Source organism: Marisediminitalea alba (assembly GCF_002993365.1).
GTDB classification, from domain to species: domain Bacteria; phylum Pseudomonadota; class Gammaproteobacteria; order Enterobacterales; family Alteromonadaceae; genus Alteromonas; species Alteromonas alba.
In genome coordinates this window covers 138,274-155,231 of sequence record NZ_PVNP01000198.1, presented here as the reverse complement: position 1 = coordinate 155,231, position 16,958 = coordinate 138,274, and the positions used below count along the sequence as shown (strand labels likewise).

Genomic DNA, 16,958 nt, shown 5'->3' with positions numbered 1-16,958 from the left:
TGTGAGATGTATGGACTCCCTTCCCTGAAAGGGGTACGGTCTTAATTGTCAAATTAGCCAAAGGGGTCCATACATGATTAAGAATACAATTATTGCAATTGACCTTGCAAAGCATTCCTTTCAGGTTTGCAAGTTCAACAGTGACGGAAAAATTGATTATAACAAAGCAATGAGTCGTAAAGCATTGATAGCACTTCTGGGAAACCATGTGTCAGCGTTAGTGGCAATGGAAGCCTGTGGTGGCTCGAATTACTGGGCGCGTTTAGCGAGGCGGCATGGTCATCAAGTAAAAATCATTCAGCCTCGCGCAGTAAAAGGGCTGCAATTAAAGCAAAAAACAGATAAAAATGACGCCTACGCTATCGGTATTGCGGCTCAATTACCTCATATAAACTCTTGTGGCATCATGGAGGAAGATGAACAGGGTCTTCAGGCCCTGGAGCGGGTGCGAATGCTGCAGTTGGAGCAAAGGACGGCGTTGGCAAACCAGATACGAGGACTGTTGACGGAATTCGGGATTGTGATAGCAAAGGGGTTAAATCATTTAGTCACTGCGCTGCCTGACATTTTAGAAGATGCAGAAAACGGCTTGCCGATGAATTATCGTCAGGCTTTGGCTGCGCAGTCACAAATGTTACAACTCTATACGACTCAAATAGAAAGTTATGACAGGCTCATAGCAGAACACACGCGGCATAATCCTGTTTGCCAGAAATTAAGTAAACTCGAAGGCGTAGGCCCTTTGATTGCTTTGGGGTTAACCGTTCGATTGGGAAATGCGACAGAGTTCAATACAGGCCGGGATGCATCAGCATGCATAGGTTTGACACCGAAGCAGCATTCGACCGGCGGTAAAGAGCGATTGGGACATATTTCTAAAAACTGTGCAGATAAAAGATTGCGAAGTTTGCTCTATCAGGGAGCAATGTCGGTAGTGAATAAAGCAGTATCCAGAGAGCCTAAGACTGTGAAAGAGCAGTGGCTGAAGGCGTTAGTTGACCGAAGGGGAAAGAAGGTTGCTGCCATCGCGTTAGCAAATAAAACGGTGAGAACCGCTGTTGCTCTAATAAAGAATAATGACGATTACAATCCGATACTGTTAGCAGCCTAAGAGTTAGTAAATCAACAAATTGCGAAAATAAATGGTAAGACCAACCAGCAGAATTCAGCCAGTCCTCTCAAGTGACTAAACACTGTGTGTGAGAATTGAACTGTTGGTGCGTATACATCGAAGGGCAGGAGTAGCTCTCCATTTAAAGCCCGTATATAAGAGCGCATCTACTACTAATTTTTCAAAAGATGTTGATTACTTCAGGGAGTCCATATAAGAGGACGGGAGTTGTAAAACTCCCTCCTACTCGATTGGGCTCCTTGCCTCCCACCCATTCGAGCCACAAAATTTCTTTTGTTATGCAAATGCCGACGGCACAATCGCTTTCGCTTACTCAACCAACCGATAAAATCGATTGGTCGCTTTAGAGCCCGAAGGCGAACCAATTCAGGAACTCATAATCAAAGGATAGAAAATGGCTAAAGCATCCAAGCTAACTACCACCGCAGGCGCTCCGGTTTCGTCAAATTCCACTTCAAAAACGGCAGGCAGTCGCGGTCCGGTTTTGTTGGAGGATTATCAGCTAATCGAAAAGCTCGCCCATCAAAATCGTGAGCGTATTCCCGAGCGGGCAGTACACGCAAAGGGATGGGGGCTGCAGGGTACGTTTACCGTTACTCATGACATTACCCAATGCACCTGCGCCGATTTGTTTTCAGAAGTCGGCAAGAAAACCGACGTGTTAAGCCGCTGGTCGACGGTAGCCGGAGAGTCCGGCGCGGCCGATACAGAACGCGATGTGCGTGGATTCAGCCTTAAGTTTTATACTGAAGAGGGCAACTGGGATATGGTGGGTAATAACACGCCCATTTTCTTTATCCGCGATGCCTTTAAGTTTCCTGACTTTATTCGCACTCAGAAACGCCACCCCAAAACTAACCTCAGAAGCCCGGAAGCCATGTTTGATTTCTGGGCGGCTCAGCCTGAATCCGTGCACCAGGTGACGATCTTAATGTCTGACCGCGGTATTCCCAAAAATCCGATGTATATGAATGGCTATGGCTCCCACACTTTTAGTATGTGGAATGCGAAGGGCGAGCGATTCTGGGTGAAGTTCCACTTTAAAACCCAGCAGGGTCACGAGCATTACACTAATGAGGAATCCGAGCACATCATTGGCAAAACCCGGGAGTCTTATCAGGAAGACCTTATCAACGCCGTTGATGAAGGCACCGACCCCAAGTGGACACTGTATATTCAGGTAATGCCTGAAGAGGAAGCCGGTAATCAGGTCTACAATCCCTTCGATTTAACCAAAGTCTGGCCACACAAAGACTATCCGTTGATTGAGGTAGGTGAGCTGGAAATGCATACCGTACCGGAAAATTATTTTCAGATGATAGAAAATGCCGCCTACAGCCCTTCTAATGTGGTGCCAGGCATTGGGTTTAGTCCGGATAAAATGCTTCAGGCAAGAATCTTCTCTTATGCAGATGCGCACCGGTACAGACTCGGAACGCACTATGAAGCCCTGCCTGCTAATGCACCAAAAAACGCTAAGGTGAATCACTATCACAAAGATGGCGCCATGCGATTCTTTACCAATGATTTTGATAACCCCGATGCCTATTACGAACCTAATCAGCATAGCGGCCCACAAGCGCAGGTGGAAAACCCCGAACCACCGCTGCGTATCGACGGCGACGCCGACCGATACAATCAGGAGGAAGCAGATATTGATTACGTGCAGCCCAGAGCGCTGTATGAAATGTTTTCCGACGAACAAAAGGCCCGCTTATACAAAAATTACGCAGCGGCCATGGGGCCATGCTCAGATGGGGTAAAAGAACGCTGGTATGCGGTACTCGAAAAGGTCCACCCGGACTATGCGGCTGGCGTTAGAAAGGCGGTTGAGTCACTGGATACCGATGTGAATACGGTACCGGTAACCGAAGATACACCGCTGAAAGATAAATAAGTCAGCGAAATGCAAAAAAGCCCGTTTCACTTCATGAGTGGTACCGGGCTTTTTAATGTCTTACGTCTTAAGCGGTTTGCCGCATTTCCTCTGCAACTTCCGGTTGTTCCTCGCAGGGCTGTTCAATAAAAAATTCATCCAGCTCTTCCTCTGATGCCAGGCGGGTAACCCGGATCCCGGCTTGTTCATAATCCGCATTCACATAGCCAAGCTCAGCAAACTTCTCGAAATAGTCGCAGAAGGGATAACAACTCCACTTTTGTTTAAACAGCTCCGCGTTGGCAACGAGATCGCACAGGTGGTTAAGTGGTGGGTTAAAATGCATATGAAATTGTTTAAAGACGTGGCGGCCGGTATTCACTAATGTAAGGCCGGCCTGACTGCAGCGCATGGCAAAATCCACATCGCTGAAGCCGTAGCCATCGTAGTCGGTATCAAAGCCACCGAGACGGTCAAAATCATCGCTGGTGATAGCAAATGCCGTGGCATCAAAATGAACAAAAGGCAATTCTTTTGGCGCCTGAACGGGTATTGCTGCCAGGCCTTGTAACACACTTTCAGAGACTTCTTCGGTTTTGCACGGCAGGTCAGTGATGTTTGCGGTGGTCACCTTGCCGTTTACCAATGGCGCTGTCATTTCCTGCAGCAGCGTTTCCGGGCATATACAGTCTACATCCAGGTAGATAATCTTTGCTGTGGTACAGGCTTCAAAGCCACGATTACGGGCTTTAGCTATGGGTAACTCTGAATGCGTCGTGAAACAATGCTGAATGTCAAAGTGCTCACTGCTTAATAGCGACTCGTCACTGGGCGAGGTCATCCATACAATCACCACCTCTTTGGGGATAACTGAAGAACGCTCAATACTGCTTAGCAAATTAGACAACTGCTGGGTGCGATGCTTCACAATAGTAACGATACTAAATTCTGTGCTCATGGTACTGACTCTCTGCGGTTGGGTGTCTCACAAGACAAATTGAAAAAATGGTCCACTAGTACTGCAAGCGAGGGGACAGATGATTAGCTCATAGCAACTCAATTCATTATTACCAACAGCATTGCAAACATGATTCCAATTCGCCTGCGCCCGCTGATGGTTGCGCAGCCCGCGTATTTAAAGGTGTTTGGTTTTTCAGCAAAAAGTGAAGGATTGTAATAATATGTTATCTTAGGCAAAGCATTCACGCCGGGCTGGTAATTCTTACAGACAGCCAGATACTCACAATAACAAGGGTAACGAAATAATAATGATGTTGAGGTTAGTAAAAGGCATGGGAATTAAGCTGACATGTGTGGCTATGGGGCTGGTGATATCTGTATCCGCCAGTGCTTATGACAGAATTACCGGCAAACCCTTTGCCAGTCGTTCCGAAGTGATTGCCCGGGAAGGAATGGTGGCAACCAGTCAGCCGCTGGCAACCCAGGTTGGCCTGGATATCCTTAAGCAAGGCGGCAGCGCCATCGATGCCGCCATTGCAGCAAACGCCATGCTGGGTCTTGTTGAGCCTACCGGTAGCGGTATTGGTGGCGATCTGTTTGCGATTGTCTGGGATGCTGAGAGTAAACAGCTATACGGGCTGAATGCGTCAGGACGGTCGCCCAAATTGCTGACTACTGAGATATTTTCTGCCGCTGGGCTAACTAAGATTCCATCCTTCGGGCCGTTGCCGGTATCCGTGCCCGGAGCCGTAGATGGTTGGTTTGAACTGCATAATCGCTTTGGCCGCTTACCCATGACCTCACTGTTGTCGCCGGCAATACGTTACGCTCGCAACGGCTTCCCTGTAAGTGAGGTGGTGGCTTATTACTGGCAGATGAATGTTGATCGAATCGGTCATTACCCGGGATTTTCGGCCACTTTTATGCCGGGCGGCAAGGTGCCGCAAAAGGGTGATGTGTTTAAGAATCCTGGGCTGGCTGCGACCTACGAAAAAATCGCTACCGGCGGCCGGGATGCATTTTACAAAGGTGATATTGCCCGGGTGATTGCAGCCTACATGAAAGAGCAGGGGGGATATTTAAGTTATGAGGACCTGGCTGCTCACACCTCTGACTGGGTGACACCGGTATCGGCTAATTATCGTGGCTATGATGTCTGGGAATTACCGCCCAACGGTCAGGGCATTGCGGCGCTGCAGATCCTCAATATTCTGGAACAATACGATATCGAAGGCATGGGACTGGATTCTGCCGACTATATCCACACCTTTGTTGAAGCAAAAAAACTGGCCTTTGAGGACCGCGCTAAGTACTACGCCGATCCGGCATTTAATGATATCCCGGTAGCACCGCTTATCAGTAAAGAATATGCCCGGGAGCGCCGTAAACTTATCGATCCGCAAAAGGCGGCCAAGCGCTATGATGCTGGTGTTATCGACGGCGACACTGTTTATCTCACCGTTGCCGACAGCCGCGGCAATATGGTGTCGTTAATCCAGAGTAACTATCGCGGCATGGGATCCGGCATGACCCCGCCAGGGCTGGGCTTTATTCTGCAAAACAGAGGTGAGCTATTTACTCTGGAGCCCGGTCACAGTAACGAATATCAGCCGGGTAAACGTCCCTTTCATACCATTATCCCGGCTATGGTCACGCGCAATAATAAACCCTGGTTAAGCTTTGGCGTCATGGGCGGTGCCACGCAGCCCCAGATGCATGCGCAAATAATCGTCAATCTTATTGATTTTGGTATGAATTTGCAGGAGGCTGGAGATGCGCCCCGGTTTATTCACAGTGGCTCAAGCAGCCCTACCGGCGCCTTAATGAAAGACGGTGGCTCGATTAGTCTGGAACGTGGCTTTTCGCTGAGCACCGAAAGAGAGTTGCTGGAACGAGGCCACAAACTGGAAAATATATTGGGGATTTACGGTGGCTATCAAGCGATTATGTATGATGCCGATAAGCAGATATACTATGGAGCATCAGAAAGCCGCAAAGATGGTCAGGCTGCCGGGTATTAAATAACAACACCGGTCGATAACGATAAAAACAACGGGAAGACTATGTCGCAACCACAAAAAGGTATTTGTGCTGAACCCAATCTGCATGCGCAGTACTTGTTGTTCAATGTGATTGACGACGATTCACAGGCAGTCCGGGCCAAGCTGGGTCGGGCACTGGAAGTGATTGATTATTACGATAATGAACACTACGAAGCCATGGTGTCAGGGGTTATCGCCGTGGGCAGTAATTACTGGAGTGAACTTTATCCCGGCCCCATCCCCGTTGAACTGACGCCGTTTCCTGATATGCAAAGCGAAGACCGCGTTGCACCCTCCACGCCCTGCGATCTGTTTATTCAAATCCGCGCTGATCGCATCGATATTTGCTATGCCATTGGCCTGGAAATCATGGAGCTGTTGCGGATCCATGTAGAGCTGGTGGAACAGATACAGGGTTTCCGCTATCTGGACGGTCGCGATCTTAATGGCTATTTGTACGCCCAGGACAATCCCCGTGGCCTTCAGCGAGCCAAAGTTGCGGTTATCGAAGAGGATGACAACGGCTTTGCCGGTGGCAGCTATGTGCATGTGCAGCGCTTCAGACACGATTTACGCCGTTGGTTGAGCCTGTCTGAACGCCAGCAGGAACAGATCATGGGCACTACCAAGGAGCATAATCTGCCGAGTGTGGAGTGTAACCCTTCCTCTCACAGCGTCAGGGCCAGTATTATTGCTACGGAGCAGGGCAAGGCTGACTTGCTCAAGCAGGGCATGCCTTACGGCGATATGACATCGCAGGGTATGTTTTCGGTTACCTGTGCGGCCAGTTCACAGCCTTTTAAACGTATGCTACACAGTCAGGTGTACGGCAGTGGCGACGGCGAGTACGACCGCTGGCTGGACTATACCGCGGCCGAGACGGGCAGCGCGTTTTTCGCACCGTCCATTGCGTTTATTAAAGCCCAGGCCAAGCTCTGATCTCACCACCCGCCCATGACGCCAATTAACTACAATCAGCTGTATTACTTTTACATGGTGGCCGAGCACGGCTCTATTGCCCGGGTTAGCGAATTACTGCATATCACACCGCAAACTATCAGTGGCCAGATAAGTGCGCTGGAAGACACTATTGGCGCATCGTTATTTACCCGCCAATCCAGGCGGTTGATACCTACCGAGCTGGGGATACTGGTGCAGGGCTATGCGGCAGATATTTTTCAGCTCGGAGAAGAACTCAAGTCGGTGCTTAATCAGCAGCACAACCAGTGGCAGAGCTTTACGGTGGGGATCACCGATGTGCTGCCCAAAACCCTGGTCTACGAAATGCTTAAGCCGGTCTTACAGTTACCGGTAAAACTGGTGTGCCGGGAGGGGGAACTGACCTCGCTGCTCGGCGAGTTGGCGGTTAACCGTCTGGATATGGTGTTATCCGATCAGCCCATTCAAACCGGCAGTCACATTAAGGCATACAGCCATTTAATCACCGAGTCGCCCATGGCTGTGTATGCCGCCGCCGATAAATACGACACACTAAGTCAGGATTTTCCCCGCTCACTGCATAACGCCCCTTTTCTGCTGCAAGGCAAAAAGTCGCTAATTCGACAACAGTTGTTAGGCTGGTTCAGCACCCAGGATATTCAGCCTGATATCACTGCTGAATTTGACGACAGCGCACTGATGCTGGCTTTTGCCCAGGAAGGGCTGGGCGCGTTTTCTGCCCCTTTGCTGTTGGCACCTCAACTGGAAAAGCAATTTGGCTTGCTTAAAGTCGGTGTTATCAACCGTGTTACCGAGCAGCTCTACGCGATCTCCCCAGAGCGCAAACTCACTCACCCTGCCGTTCTGCAACTGGTAAAAGCCCTGCGTAGCTGATAGCAGAATCGGGCATTTTTGATCAGTTTTTACCTGACTAAATGTAAGTTATATACGATTTTAACTTACAGCGTATGACCCTATATAATGCACAGTGTTAATTTTCGTTTCTTGTTTAGCGAGGCTTTTATGAAACGTGTAGTGCTGTTTTTGATCACAAACCTGGCCGTGGTACTGGTACTCGGGATTGTGCTCAGTGTGGTGTTTGCCGTGCTGGGTATTAACAGCCAGAGTATGGGTGGCTTACTGATATTTGCTGCTGTATTTGGTTTTGGTGGTTCGTTTATTTCACTGTTAATGTCGAAGTGGCTGGCAAAGCGCTCAACCGGTGCTGTTGTTATAGAACGGCCGCGAAATGCGACTGAACAATGGCTGTTGGAAACCGTAAAACGCCAGGCCCGGAAAGCCGGTATCGGCATGCCGGAAGTAGCGGTTTATGACTCGCCGGAAATCAATGCTTTTGCCACTGGTGCCAATCGCAATAACGCGTTGGTTGCAGTGTCCACAGGCTTGCTGCAAAACATGACGCAGGATGAAGCTGAGGCGGTACTGGCCCACGAGGTATCTCACGTGGCCAATGGCGATATGATTACCCTGGCGCTTATTCAGGGCGTGGTAAACACCTTCGTGATTTTCCTGGCCCGGGTGGTTGCAGGCTTAATCAGCAATCTGATGCAAAACGATGAAGATGGTGAGGTAGTGGGCGGTTTCGCTTATATGTTCACGGTTATCATTCTGGAAGTGATTTTTGGAGCGCTGGCCAGTGTGGTGGTGTTCTGGTTCTCTCGTCAACGTGAGTTCCGTGCCGATGCGGGTTCCGCTTCATTAGTGGGTAAACAAAAAATGATTGCTGCACTGGAGCGACTCAAGTCTAACCGCGAAAGCGAACTGGAAGGCACCATGATGGCTTTCGGTATTGCCGGTAAACGCAGTTTCTCAGAGCTGTTTATGAGTCACCCGCCGCTGGAACAGCGGATCCAGGCGCTGCGCTCTACTGAGCATGTTTAATCAGTAACCCAACCATCGCTACCCGGTGATGGTTGAATGCTTTGGCCGGACGGGCTTCCACTTCCCGTCCGGCTTTTTTATTGGTTTGGCAAAAACAGCTTATTTTGCGGTAGCCTGATCAGGTTTATTAAGCAGGTAGATAAGATACACAATCGCCACAATCGGCACGAATACAGAAATACCCAGAGACAGCGCGGTCAGTATGGGTTTGTCTGTCTTGCGTTTACCTAAAATAAACCCCACCACGGCCATGATGATAGCCACGGGGATAAGCCATTGAAAAATTGTCTGTATATCGTAATTACTCACTTCGGCTTCCTGTTGGTTAATGTGCTACAGCGCCATCCCAGTCGGCCGGGAGGTCAGTGTGCATCAGAGTTTCAATGGTATGAATATGATGATGCAGCAGTCGGTCGTCGGGGGCTATCAGCAAAGCCTTATTGAAATGGCTGAGCGCTTCCTGCCAATCTCTGGTAATGCGACAAGCCAGGCCATCACGAATATAGGGCGCCACGATAAGCTTTTGTTTACGGGCACCCTCACTCAGGTGATTAAGTACTTCATAAACCCGTACCGGAGCCTGCCTGCCTTTGACCCTGACCACATCCAACACCCGGCAGTCTATTTGCTGTTTATGGCTAATGGCTTTGAGTGTCTGCGAACTGATAACAATATCGGCGTGATACTTTGGCGCCAGCCCTTCAAGACGAAAGGCGATATTCACGCTGTCGCCAATCACAGTGGTGTCCATTCGGTCATCGCTGCCCACAGTGCCCAGGATAACCGGGCCAATATGAACGCCTACACCAACCCGAATGCCTTCATAGCCGGATTTAGCCCGGTGGCTGTTATACATGCTGAGGGCTTTTTGCAGGTCGAGCGCTGCATTCACCGCGTCGGTGGCTTTGTCGGTGCCAGTGCCGCCGGGGTGGTCAAACAGGGCCATAATGGCGTCGCCGATAAATTTATCGATGAAGCCGCCGTTCTGGTGAATGGGGTCATTCATGCGCAAGAAATAGGAATTCAGGAAGTTCATTAACTCCTGGGGTTTCATTTTCTCCGACAGGCCGGTGAATCCCCGAATGTCACAGAACAGGATGGCAACTTCGTCTTCATCGGCGCGGCCGAGTTCGAGCGTGTCGATACCATGTTTGGCAAAGTGCTCGACAAACTGTTTCGGTACAAATTTCTGGAAAGTCTGATTTAGCCGCATGGCTTCATCTGCCTTTTCCAGAAAACGTTGTTCGCTATTGTCGTTTCGAATGACCGGTTCAGTAATAACGCGGGTCGCCGCCCGGGCAATACGCCGGGTTACCCGTTTCTGTCTGATAAGCAGCAGGGTAACAATCCCGGCATAGAGTACCGTTACGCACACAAAGGCTGTGTAAAGCAGCGTCATCCCTGCATTGTTCCTGACCCGCCCGTTAACTTAAAGGTTGGCAAACACTTTGCGCGCCGCTTCAAGTGTAGCGTCGACAATGTCCTGCGTATGCATTTTAGACACAAAGCCCGCCTCATAAGAGGCCGGAGCCAGATAAACACCTTCGTCGAGCATACCGTGATAAAACTGCTTAAAGCGCTCCTGATTGCAGTTAATTGCCTGCTGATAGTTCACAACCTTATCTACGTCGGTGAAAAACAGGCCGAACATTGAACCGGCGTGGTTGGTGGTAAACGGAATACCGTGCTCATCAGCGATGGCCTGAAATCCCTCTACCAGTGCCTTGGTGCTGTTGAAGATAGGTTCGTAAAGGCCAGGCTCAGCAATTTGTTCCATTGCTGCCAGACCCGCCGCCATGGCGATAGGGTTACCTGATAAGGTGCCCGCCTGATAGATAGGGCCGGTTGGCGCAATATGGGTGAGGATGGACTTTTTACCGCCAAATGCACCCACCGGCATACCGCCACCAATGACTTTGCCCAGGCAAGTCAGGTCGGGAGTCACGCCATAGCGCTCCTGCGCGCCGCCACGACTAACCCGAAAACCAGTCATCACCTCGTCAAAAATCAGTACCGCGCCGTGTTCGTCACAAATATCGCGCAGGCCTTGCAAAAAGCCATCGACAGGAGGAATACAGTTCATGTTGCCGGCAACCGGCTCAACAATAATACAGGCAATATCGTCGCCCAGTTCAGCAAACACCTGCTTAACGCTATCGAGGTTATTGTATTCAACGGTTAAGGTGTGCTGTGCTACGTCGGCTGGTACGCCCGGAGAGCTCGGTACGCCAAGAGTCAGGGCGCCGGAGCCGGCTTTTACCAGCAGGGAATCGGCGTGGCCATGATAGCAGCCTTCAAATTTCACCAGCTTATTTTTGCCAGTATAACCACGCGCCAGACGAATGGCTGACATCGTGGCTTCGGTGCCTGAGTTCACCATTCTGACCATTTCCATGGATGGCACTATCTCACGCACTTTTTCGGCCATAATAATTTCGGCTTCAGTGGGGGCGCCAAAGCTCAAACCCGAAGCGGCGGCATGGATAACCGCTTCACGGATTTTGTCGTTATTGTGGCCCAGCACCATAGGCCCCCATGATTGCACATAGTCAATGTATCGCTTGCCATCCACATCATAGATATACGGGCCGTCTGCCTTTTCAATAAAGCGCGGTGTTCCGCCGACTGCTTTAAAGGCTCGCACAGGTGAATTTACGCCACCGGGAATAGAAAGTTGGGCGCGCTCAAATAGTTGTTCGGATCGTTGCATAATGTTTTTAGCTCTTATTGCTATACCAGATGACAGGCTTTTCGTATTGACTCACCAGATTTTCCACGCCGAGCGTGAGAGCGAATAACGCCATGCGCACTAATACGCCGTTGTCGGTTTGTCTGAAAATCGCCAGATTAGGGTTGAGATTGAGGTCGTTATCCAGCTCGTTAGCCTCTGTACGGGAATCCCTCGGTAACGGATGCATAATAACGGTTTTAGATTGAAAATGCCGGGTGTAAATCGACTGATTTAAACGGAATTTTCCGCGGTATTTATTGGCTTCATCCTGCGAAGGGAAGCGCTCTTCCTGAATACGGGTCTGATAACAAATATCGGCGTCCATATTCCCTTCCAGCTGGTCGGTAACCTGTAACGAGTGGCCGGCATTTTCGATAGCTTCCAGAATATAGTCCGGCATCGCCAGTTCTTTAGGAGATATCAAAGTAAAACGAACATTCTTGAATAAACACAGCAGTTTAGACAAGGAGTGCACGGTTCGCCCGTAACGTAAATCACCAATCATGGCGATATGCAGACCATCAATGGTTTTGTTATTAAACTGCAGTTCACGCTTAATGGTAAACAGATCAAGTAAGGCCTGGGTGGGATGCTCATTGGCGCCGTCACCGCCGTTTAACACCGGTACCCGGCTGCCTTGGGCAAATTCAGCAACCGATCCGGCAGCCGGATGGCGCATGGCAATAATGTCGGAGTAGCCGCTAAGTACCCGGGCAGTATCGTAAAGGGATTCTCCTTTAGCCAGCGCAGAGTTTGCCATGCCGGTGGTTTCCCGCACTTCACCGCCGAGCAGGTTAAAGGCAGTCCCAAAGCTCACCCGGGTTCGGGTACTGGGTTCAAAAAACAGGTTACCCAGAATTGCGCCATCAAGAACAGTGGTTCTCTTTTGGCGCTTGGCGTAAGGTTCCATGCTTTGGGCGACACTAAAAACCAGTTCTATCGCATCACGATCGAACTGAGAGACAGAAAGAATATGATTACCGGTGAAACTCGACATAGATTTAGCTGCGGCCTCATTGATTTGTGGCTAGTGTAGCAAAAATCGCTAACTGCCGTGCGGATTATCGTTGCGCGGGATCATATCCCTGTGCGTAAATCTTGCCAAGATTGGCGTGCTAAATATATTCCCTCAGCGTTGCAACCGGGGCATGATAAACTATTTACTCAAATCCGTCGTTTAAATGAACAGTACCGCGTATGCCTGAGCCCAACAAAATGACGAACCAGAGCCAGACAGAGTCCTCTGTAAAGGGGAGTAAAAACAAGGCCGGCTGGTGGTCAACGAACTGCCCGTTTTGTAAACGTATGCGCCTGTATGTGATTTGGACAATATTAATGTTTGTGGTGTATTTCTATGTCTTCCAGCGATGATTACATTTTTATCCGCTCTACCGCTAAGCGCAACGGCCTGACCACGCTACTGGTTGGCGTAGCCGTATTGCTGATTGCTTCAGTGGCGTTGAGCCTGAGCCCTGACTGGTTGTTTCTACCCCTCATCTTTGCCATAAGTGGCGGCATTGTGACCATATTAGTGGGCTGGTTTAAATTACGGGAGCCGCCGCATAGTCTGGCTATCGGCCGCGATAAAGTAAGCTACCAGCATCGCTGCGGACAATGGCATATTGCCTGGGACGATATCCAGCGGGTGGATTGCCCCCGGGTGAGCCGTGGGCTGGACCATGACACCCTGGAACTAGTGGGGTTTAAGTTAAAACGGTACGACGAATTTTTAACCACCATCTCGCCGCGTCTGGCCTCGCACATCATTATTGAACAACGGCCACTGATGGTTCACGCTCAGGACAAGTCCTGTTCAACCGGCGGCTGCTACAGCAGCAGTTTGTTTGAAGATAAGCCCTTCGTACTGGAAAATGGTGAGACCTTAACTGGTATTAAGGCAATTCTGGCTAATCGCATGACAGCGGTAAGAAGTGCGCTGGGCTATGACGTGTTTATTTCCGCCAGCGAGTTAGACCGTGAGCCGGGCGAGTTTGTCGGGCTGTTACGTGAATGCCAGGTAGCGCGTTTACGAGAACAGGCTTAGTGGGAATTAAATGCCCCGTTGTCCTGGATAAACTTGTCAGCCTGGGCGGCCGCGATTTCACATTCCAGAATGATGGTCGGCAGCATTTCTGCCACTTCATAATGATTGCCCAGTTTGAGGGCTGATTCCATCTCATTGGCCAATGCCTGGAGTTTAGGGACTCCAGTGTAGCAACAGGCACCATGGAGGCGGTGGATCTCATCCTGGACGCCCTTGTAATGCCGGGCATCCCATTCACTTCTGATGATCTCTGCCGCTTGCGGTAAATGAGCAATAAACTCACGAAGCAGTTCCATCGCCAAATCCCGATTCTGATTAGCACGCTTAAGGGCCAGCTGCCAGTCCAGCGTTGGCAGCGCCATGGCACTGCTGTCTACGCCCTGACACCAGCGTTTAATCAGGGTGATAAGCGTGGAAAACTCAATGGGCTTGGGCAGATAATCTTCCATGCCGGATGATAGCAGGCGTTCCTGCTCTTCCTTAAATGCATGGGCGGTAACGGCAATAATTGGGGTTCCGGCGTTAAGCGGCGTCTTACGGATGTGGCGGGTAGCCTGAATGCCATCCATGCCTGGCATCTGAACATCCATCAGAATCAAATCAAACTCTTCATTTTTACAGCGATTCACTGAGTCCTGACCACTGGTGGACAAGGTGAGTTGCACCGGCGAATCAGCCAGCCAGGTATCCAGCAGTTTCAGGTTCATGTCCATATCGTCCACCGCCAGGATACGGGCTTTCGGCAAGGTGTTGAGTTTACTCTGCTGGGGAGATACTTTTTCTTTAATGTTGCCGTGAACAATCCCCTCGAGCTTGGTAATGGTGAGTGGCATTCTGACCTGGGCCTCAAAATCCTCGGTGTAGGCAGGAAAATCGGTCAGTGGCTCGTCACCGGAGTACCATAGAATTCGCTTGCCGGCGTTAAATACGCACAAGGCTTCGAGCATTTGCTCACGGGAAGCTTTTTTCATCGTTGGCAGGGTGGCAAACAGGTAATCAAATGCTTCTTGTAGAGACTGAAGGTGGGCAATGGATTCCACGCAATATACCCTGGCTCCCAGGCTAATCATCATTTGCGCACTAGCGCGGCGGCTCTGGGGGTGCGGATCAAAAATTAATACCCGCTTGTTAAGCCATTCAGGCAATGGCGAGAGTGCGTAACGTTGGCTTAACTGGTTGGTTCGCAGCACTACGGTAAAGATGCTGCCTTGTCCTGGTGTGGTTTTGAGGGTAAGTTGGCCGCGCATTAACTTAACCAGTTCCTGACAGATCACCAAGCCCAGGCCGGTCCCCTGATAGCTGCGATTCAGCGCATCATCTATTTGTGAAAACGCACTGAACAGCTTGTTCTTATCCTTACGGCTGATACCAATCCCAGTATCTTCGATCTTAATCTCCAGTTCATGAATGCCGTGTTGCAGCGCCTTGCCTTGAACGGCTAATTTGATATAGCCTGACGAGGTAAATTTCAGAGCATTGCTTAATAGGTTGTTAAGGATTTGCCGGATACGGAATACGTCGCCAATCAGTTTTTCCGGTAACGGGCCCAATTCAAGAATAAACTCCAGTCCTTTCATATGTGCCGACTTCGACATAATGGTCACCATCTCTTCAATCAAAGAGTTGGGTGAGAATGGCTGATTATTAATTTGTAGTTTACCGGCTTCGATTTTTGAGAAGTCCAGCACGTCATTAACAATGGTAAGCAGGTTGTCGGCCGCGGTGTTGATGATCCGCACCTGTTCCATTTTATCCACCGGCAGGGTGAGGTTAGTGAGCTCTTTACTGAAACCTAAAATAGCGTTCAGCGGCGTGCGGATCTCGTGACTCATGTTAGCCAGAAACTGTGACTTAACATTACTGGCTTTAATGGCGTCTTTACGGGCGATGTCGAGCCGGGCGTTTTGCTCTTCTATCAGCTCCATATTATGACGTAGTTCGTCGGTGGCCTGGCTGACTTCGTTCTCAAGCTGGCTGCGGCTTTTCTCCATCAGGGCTATTGAAAACAGGCCTGCCTCACAGAATACCGCCACCTGAAAACAATAGGTGGTAAGCAGGTTCGACGGCAAAATACCCACCAGACTAAGCATGCCAACGATGGCGCCGGTGGCCAGAATACCCCAGGCAAAAATAAAATAACGGGCCGGTTTGTAGTGTTTACCGTAGGCTTCAAACCCCGCAGCGATGTAACTGGTGATCGACAACATGCCAATGCCATACACCAGATTATGCTCCCATACCGGTGGGAAGATATCGACCAGCGTAGCCAGTCCCATAATGGCCTGCAACCATAAAAAGGCCACAACCACCGGATGCATGAACGGTGAATTGGCTTTGGTTTCCAGAAATATCAGCGAGAAAATGCCGGAACTGATGCCTATTAATGAGAATATCAGCGACGTATAGGGCGACAGTAGTGGTGACAGGGAATCAGGAAAGAAAAAGTCGATGTGGCCGCCCCATACAAACTGCCAGACCAGTACGGTAACGATATAAGCCACATAGGCAATCAGGCTTGGCTCACGGGAACCAAAGTAGAGCACCAGATTGTAGATAGCGAGAATGAACAGTCCGCCATAAAACAGGCCCCAGATAAGGTTATCTACCTGGCTGATGCGAATTTCGGCCGCCTCAGACATTACATAAATCGGTGCAATCAGGCTGGAAGAATCGCTCTGTACGCGGATAAACAGTTCAGCTTCTTCCCCAATGGAAATGCTGGTGTTAAAGGTCGGCACGCGGTAAAGCTGTTCGCGTTGTAGCTTGCCCTGATGACTCTGCGATACCACCTCGTTGTTAATCACCAGGTAGAAGTCAACCGTATCGAGCTGACTGAAGTTTAATGAGAATACCCAGTCGGTGTTGTGGGACAAGTTGGACAGCTCAGCATACAGCCACAGACCTTTATCGCTGAAACCATAGTTGGGGTTATTGTCGGCCTGGTAAATAAATTCGTGGCGACGTTTGAGGATGTCACTGATGGTAAAGGGCGAAGACTGCTCATGCTGAATAGCAAAGTTGTCGGCCAGCAGTTGGGTTTGTTCACCGTCATACAGATGCACACCGGCGTGCGCTGGCAGGCTGAGCCAGGTAAGCAAAAGTAGCCAGCGGATAACGGAGAATTTGCCGATCAAAATGAGTGCGCCTTTAAATACAGATGGCGGTTGCCAAACGCTTATTAAACCCTAACTTTGGCTCGTCTGCAAAAGCTTGATTGAATAAGGATTAATCTGCCCGGGGTGACACAGATGATCTATTGCGCTTCATGGCGGATTCACTCACAATGGGGTGAAAATCTTTGCGGCAACTCACACTCCCCCGGCGGATTGGTG

Annotated in this window: 13 protein-coding genes; 7 read left to right on the top strand and 6 right to left on the bottom strand. The window is 49.9% G+C overall.

From position 1 onward, the window contains the following. The first annotated feature begins 73 nt into the window (after nucleotides 1-73). Nucleotides 74-1,111: an IS110 family RNA-guided transposase gene (locus tag C6Y40_RS20420; protein ID WP_105933382.1), complete on the top strand. Its 1,038-nt coding sequence runs from the start codon at nucleotides 74-76 to the stop codon at nucleotides 1,109-1,111. 415 nt (nucleotides 1,112-1,526) lie between these two features. Beyond that, complete coding sequence (locus C6Y40_RS20415) at nucleotides 1,527-3,029, top strand: catalase (protein WP_105936241.1); 1,503 nt, start codon at nucleotides 1,527-1,529, stop codon at nucleotides 3,027-3,029. 67 nt (nucleotides 3,030-3,096) lie between these two features. Here the strand turns inward: C6Y40_RS20415 and C6Y40_RS20410 are convergent, their stop codons facing one another. Continuing rightward, on the bottom strand, nucleotides 3,097-3,966 hold the full coding sequence (locus C6Y40_RS20410) for a glycosyltransferase family 2 protein (RefSeq protein WP_105936240.1): 870 nt from the start codon (nucleotides 3,964-3,966) through the stop codon (nucleotides 3,097-3,099). Between the two features lie 334 nt (nucleotides 3,967-4,300). Between C6Y40_RS20410 and ggt the strand changes: the two genes are divergently transcribed. The 4 genes from ggt (at nucleotide 4,301) to htpX (ending at nucleotide 8,851) form a co-directional block, all read left to right on the top strand. Beyond that, a complete protein-coding gene (gene ggt / locus C6Y40_RS20405; RefSeq protein ID WP_240622041.1) occupies nucleotides 4,301-5,989 on the top strand; it encodes a gamma-glutamyltransferase in 1,689 nt (562 codons plus the stop codon). Between the two features lie 42 nt (nucleotides 5,990-6,031). Beyond that, entirely contained in the window at nucleotides 6,032-6,949 is a 918-nt protein-coding gene (locus C6Y40_RS20400) for a Dyp-type peroxidase (protein ID WP_105936239.1), read from the top strand. Nucleotides 6,950-6,964: 15 nt separating this feature from the next. Continuing rightward, nucleotides 6,965-7,843 (top strand): transcriptional activator NhaR, encoded by an 879-nt coding sequence (gene nhaR, locus C6Y40_RS20395; protein ID WP_105936238.1) that lies wholly within the window; start codon nucleotides 6,965-6,967, stop codon nucleotides 7,841-7,843. A gap of 129 nt (nucleotides 7,844-7,972) precedes the next feature. After that, nucleotides 7,973-8,851 carry a protease HtpX gene (htpX, locus tag C6Y40_RS20390; RefSeq protein ID WP_105936248.1) on the top strand — a complete coding sequence of 293 codons (879 nt, stop codon included), beginning with the start codon at nucleotides 7,973-7,975 and terminating at the stop codon, nucleotides 8,849-8,851. Between the two features lie 99 nt (nucleotides 8,852-8,950). On the opposite strand, the gene C6Y40_RS20385 is transcribed toward htpX, so the two are convergent. The 4 genes from C6Y40_RS20385 to C6Y40_RS20370 are packed head-to-tail and all read right to left on the bottom strand — an operon-like array spanning nucleotide 8,951 to nucleotide 12,579. Continuing rightward, a complete protein-coding gene (locus tag C6Y40_RS20385; RefSeq protein ID WP_105936237.1) occupies nucleotides 8,951-9,160 on the bottom strand; it encodes a hypothetical protein in 210 nt (69 codons plus the stop codon). A 16-nt stretch (nucleotides 9,161-9,176) separates the two neighbouring features. After that, the gene (locus C6Y40_RS20380) at nucleotides 9,177-10,250 is read right to left on the bottom strand and encodes an adenylate/guanylate cyclase domain-containing protein (RefSeq protein WP_105936236.1); all 1,074 of its coding nucleotides are present in this window, start codon (nucleotides 10,248-10,250) and stop codon (nucleotides 9,177-9,179) included. A 30-nt stretch (nucleotides 10,251-10,280) separates the two neighbouring features. Then, on the bottom strand, nucleotides 10,281-11,561 hold the full coding sequence (hemL, locus tag C6Y40_RS20375) for a glutamate-1-semialdehyde 2,1-aminomutase (RefSeq protein WP_105936235.1): 1,281 nt from the start codon (nucleotides 11,559-11,561) through the stop codon (nucleotides 10,281-10,283). A 7-nt stretch (nucleotides 11,562-11,568) separates the two neighbouring features. Next, nucleotides 11,569-12,579, bottom strand: coding sequence for an aspartate carbamoyltransferase (locus C6Y40_RS20370; RefSeq protein ID WP_105936234.1), 1,011 nt, complete (start codon nucleotides 12,577-12,579; stop codon nucleotides 11,569-11,571). 357 nt (nucleotides 12,580-12,936) lie between these two features. On the opposite strand from C6Y40_RS20370, the gene C6Y40_RS20365 reads away from it, so the two are divergent. Further along, a complete protein-coding gene (locus tag C6Y40_RS20365; RefSeq protein ID WP_105936233.1) occupies nucleotides 12,937-13,626 on the top strand; it encodes a DUF2982 domain-containing protein in 690 nt (229 codons plus the stop codon). Here the strand turns inward: C6Y40_RS20365 and C6Y40_RS20360 are convergent. Beyond that, nucleotides 13,623-16,757 carry a hybrid sensor histidine kinase/response regulator gene (locus C6Y40_RS20360; RefSeq protein ID WP_420836948.1) on the bottom strand — a complete coding sequence of 1,045 codons (3,135 nt, stop codon included), beginning with the start codon at nucleotides 16,755-16,757 and terminating at the stop codon, nucleotides 13,623-13,625. The genes C6Y40_RS20365 and C6Y40_RS20360 overlap by 4 nt on opposite strands. Nucleotides 16,758-16,958: the final 201 nt, after the last annotated feature.

Bases quoted from the DNA above. Each gene is read 5' to 3' on its own strand.
- C6Y40_RS20420 (WP_105933382.1), top strand. From the start codon at position 74: ATGATTAAGAATACAATTATTGCAATTGACCTTGCAAAGCATTCCTTT.
- C6Y40_RS20415 (WP_105936241.1), top strand. From the start codon at position 1,527: ATGGCTAAAGCATCCAAGCTAACTACCACCGCAGGCGCTCCGGTTTCG.
- C6Y40_RS20410 (WP_105936240.1), bottom strand. From the start codon at position 3,966: ATGAGCACAGAATTTAGTATCGTTACTATTGTGAAGCATCGCACCCAG.
- ggt (WP_240622041.1), top strand. From the start codon at position 4,301: ATGGGAATTAAGCTGACATGTGTGGCTATGGGGCTGGTGATATCTGTA.
- C6Y40_RS20400 (WP_105936239.1), top strand. From the start codon at position 6,032: ATGTCGCAACCACAAAAAGGTATTTGTGCTGAACCCAATCTGCATGCG.
- nhaR (WP_105936238.1), top strand. From the start codon at position 6,965: ATGACGCCAATTAACTACAATCAGCTGTATTACTTTTACATGGTGGCC.
- htpX (WP_105936248.1), top strand. From the start codon at position 7,973: ATGAAACGTGTAGTGCTGTTTTTGATCACAAACCTGGCCGTGGTACTG.
- C6Y40_RS20380 (WP_105936236.1), bottom strand. From the start codon at position 10,250: ATGACGCTGCTTTACACAGCCTTTGTGTGCGTAACGGTACTCTATGCC.
- hemL (WP_105936235.1), bottom strand. From the start codon at position 11,561: ATGCAACGATCCGAACAACTATTTGAGCGCGCCCAACTTTCTATTCCC.
- C6Y40_RS20370 (WP_105936234.1), bottom strand. From the start codon at position 12,579: ATGTCGAGTTTCACCGGTAATCATATTCTTTCTGTCTCTCAGTTCGAT.
- C6Y40_RS20365 (WP_105936233.1), top strand. From the start codon at position 12,937: ATGTCTTCCAGCGATGATTACATTTTTATCCGCTCTACCGCTAAGCGC.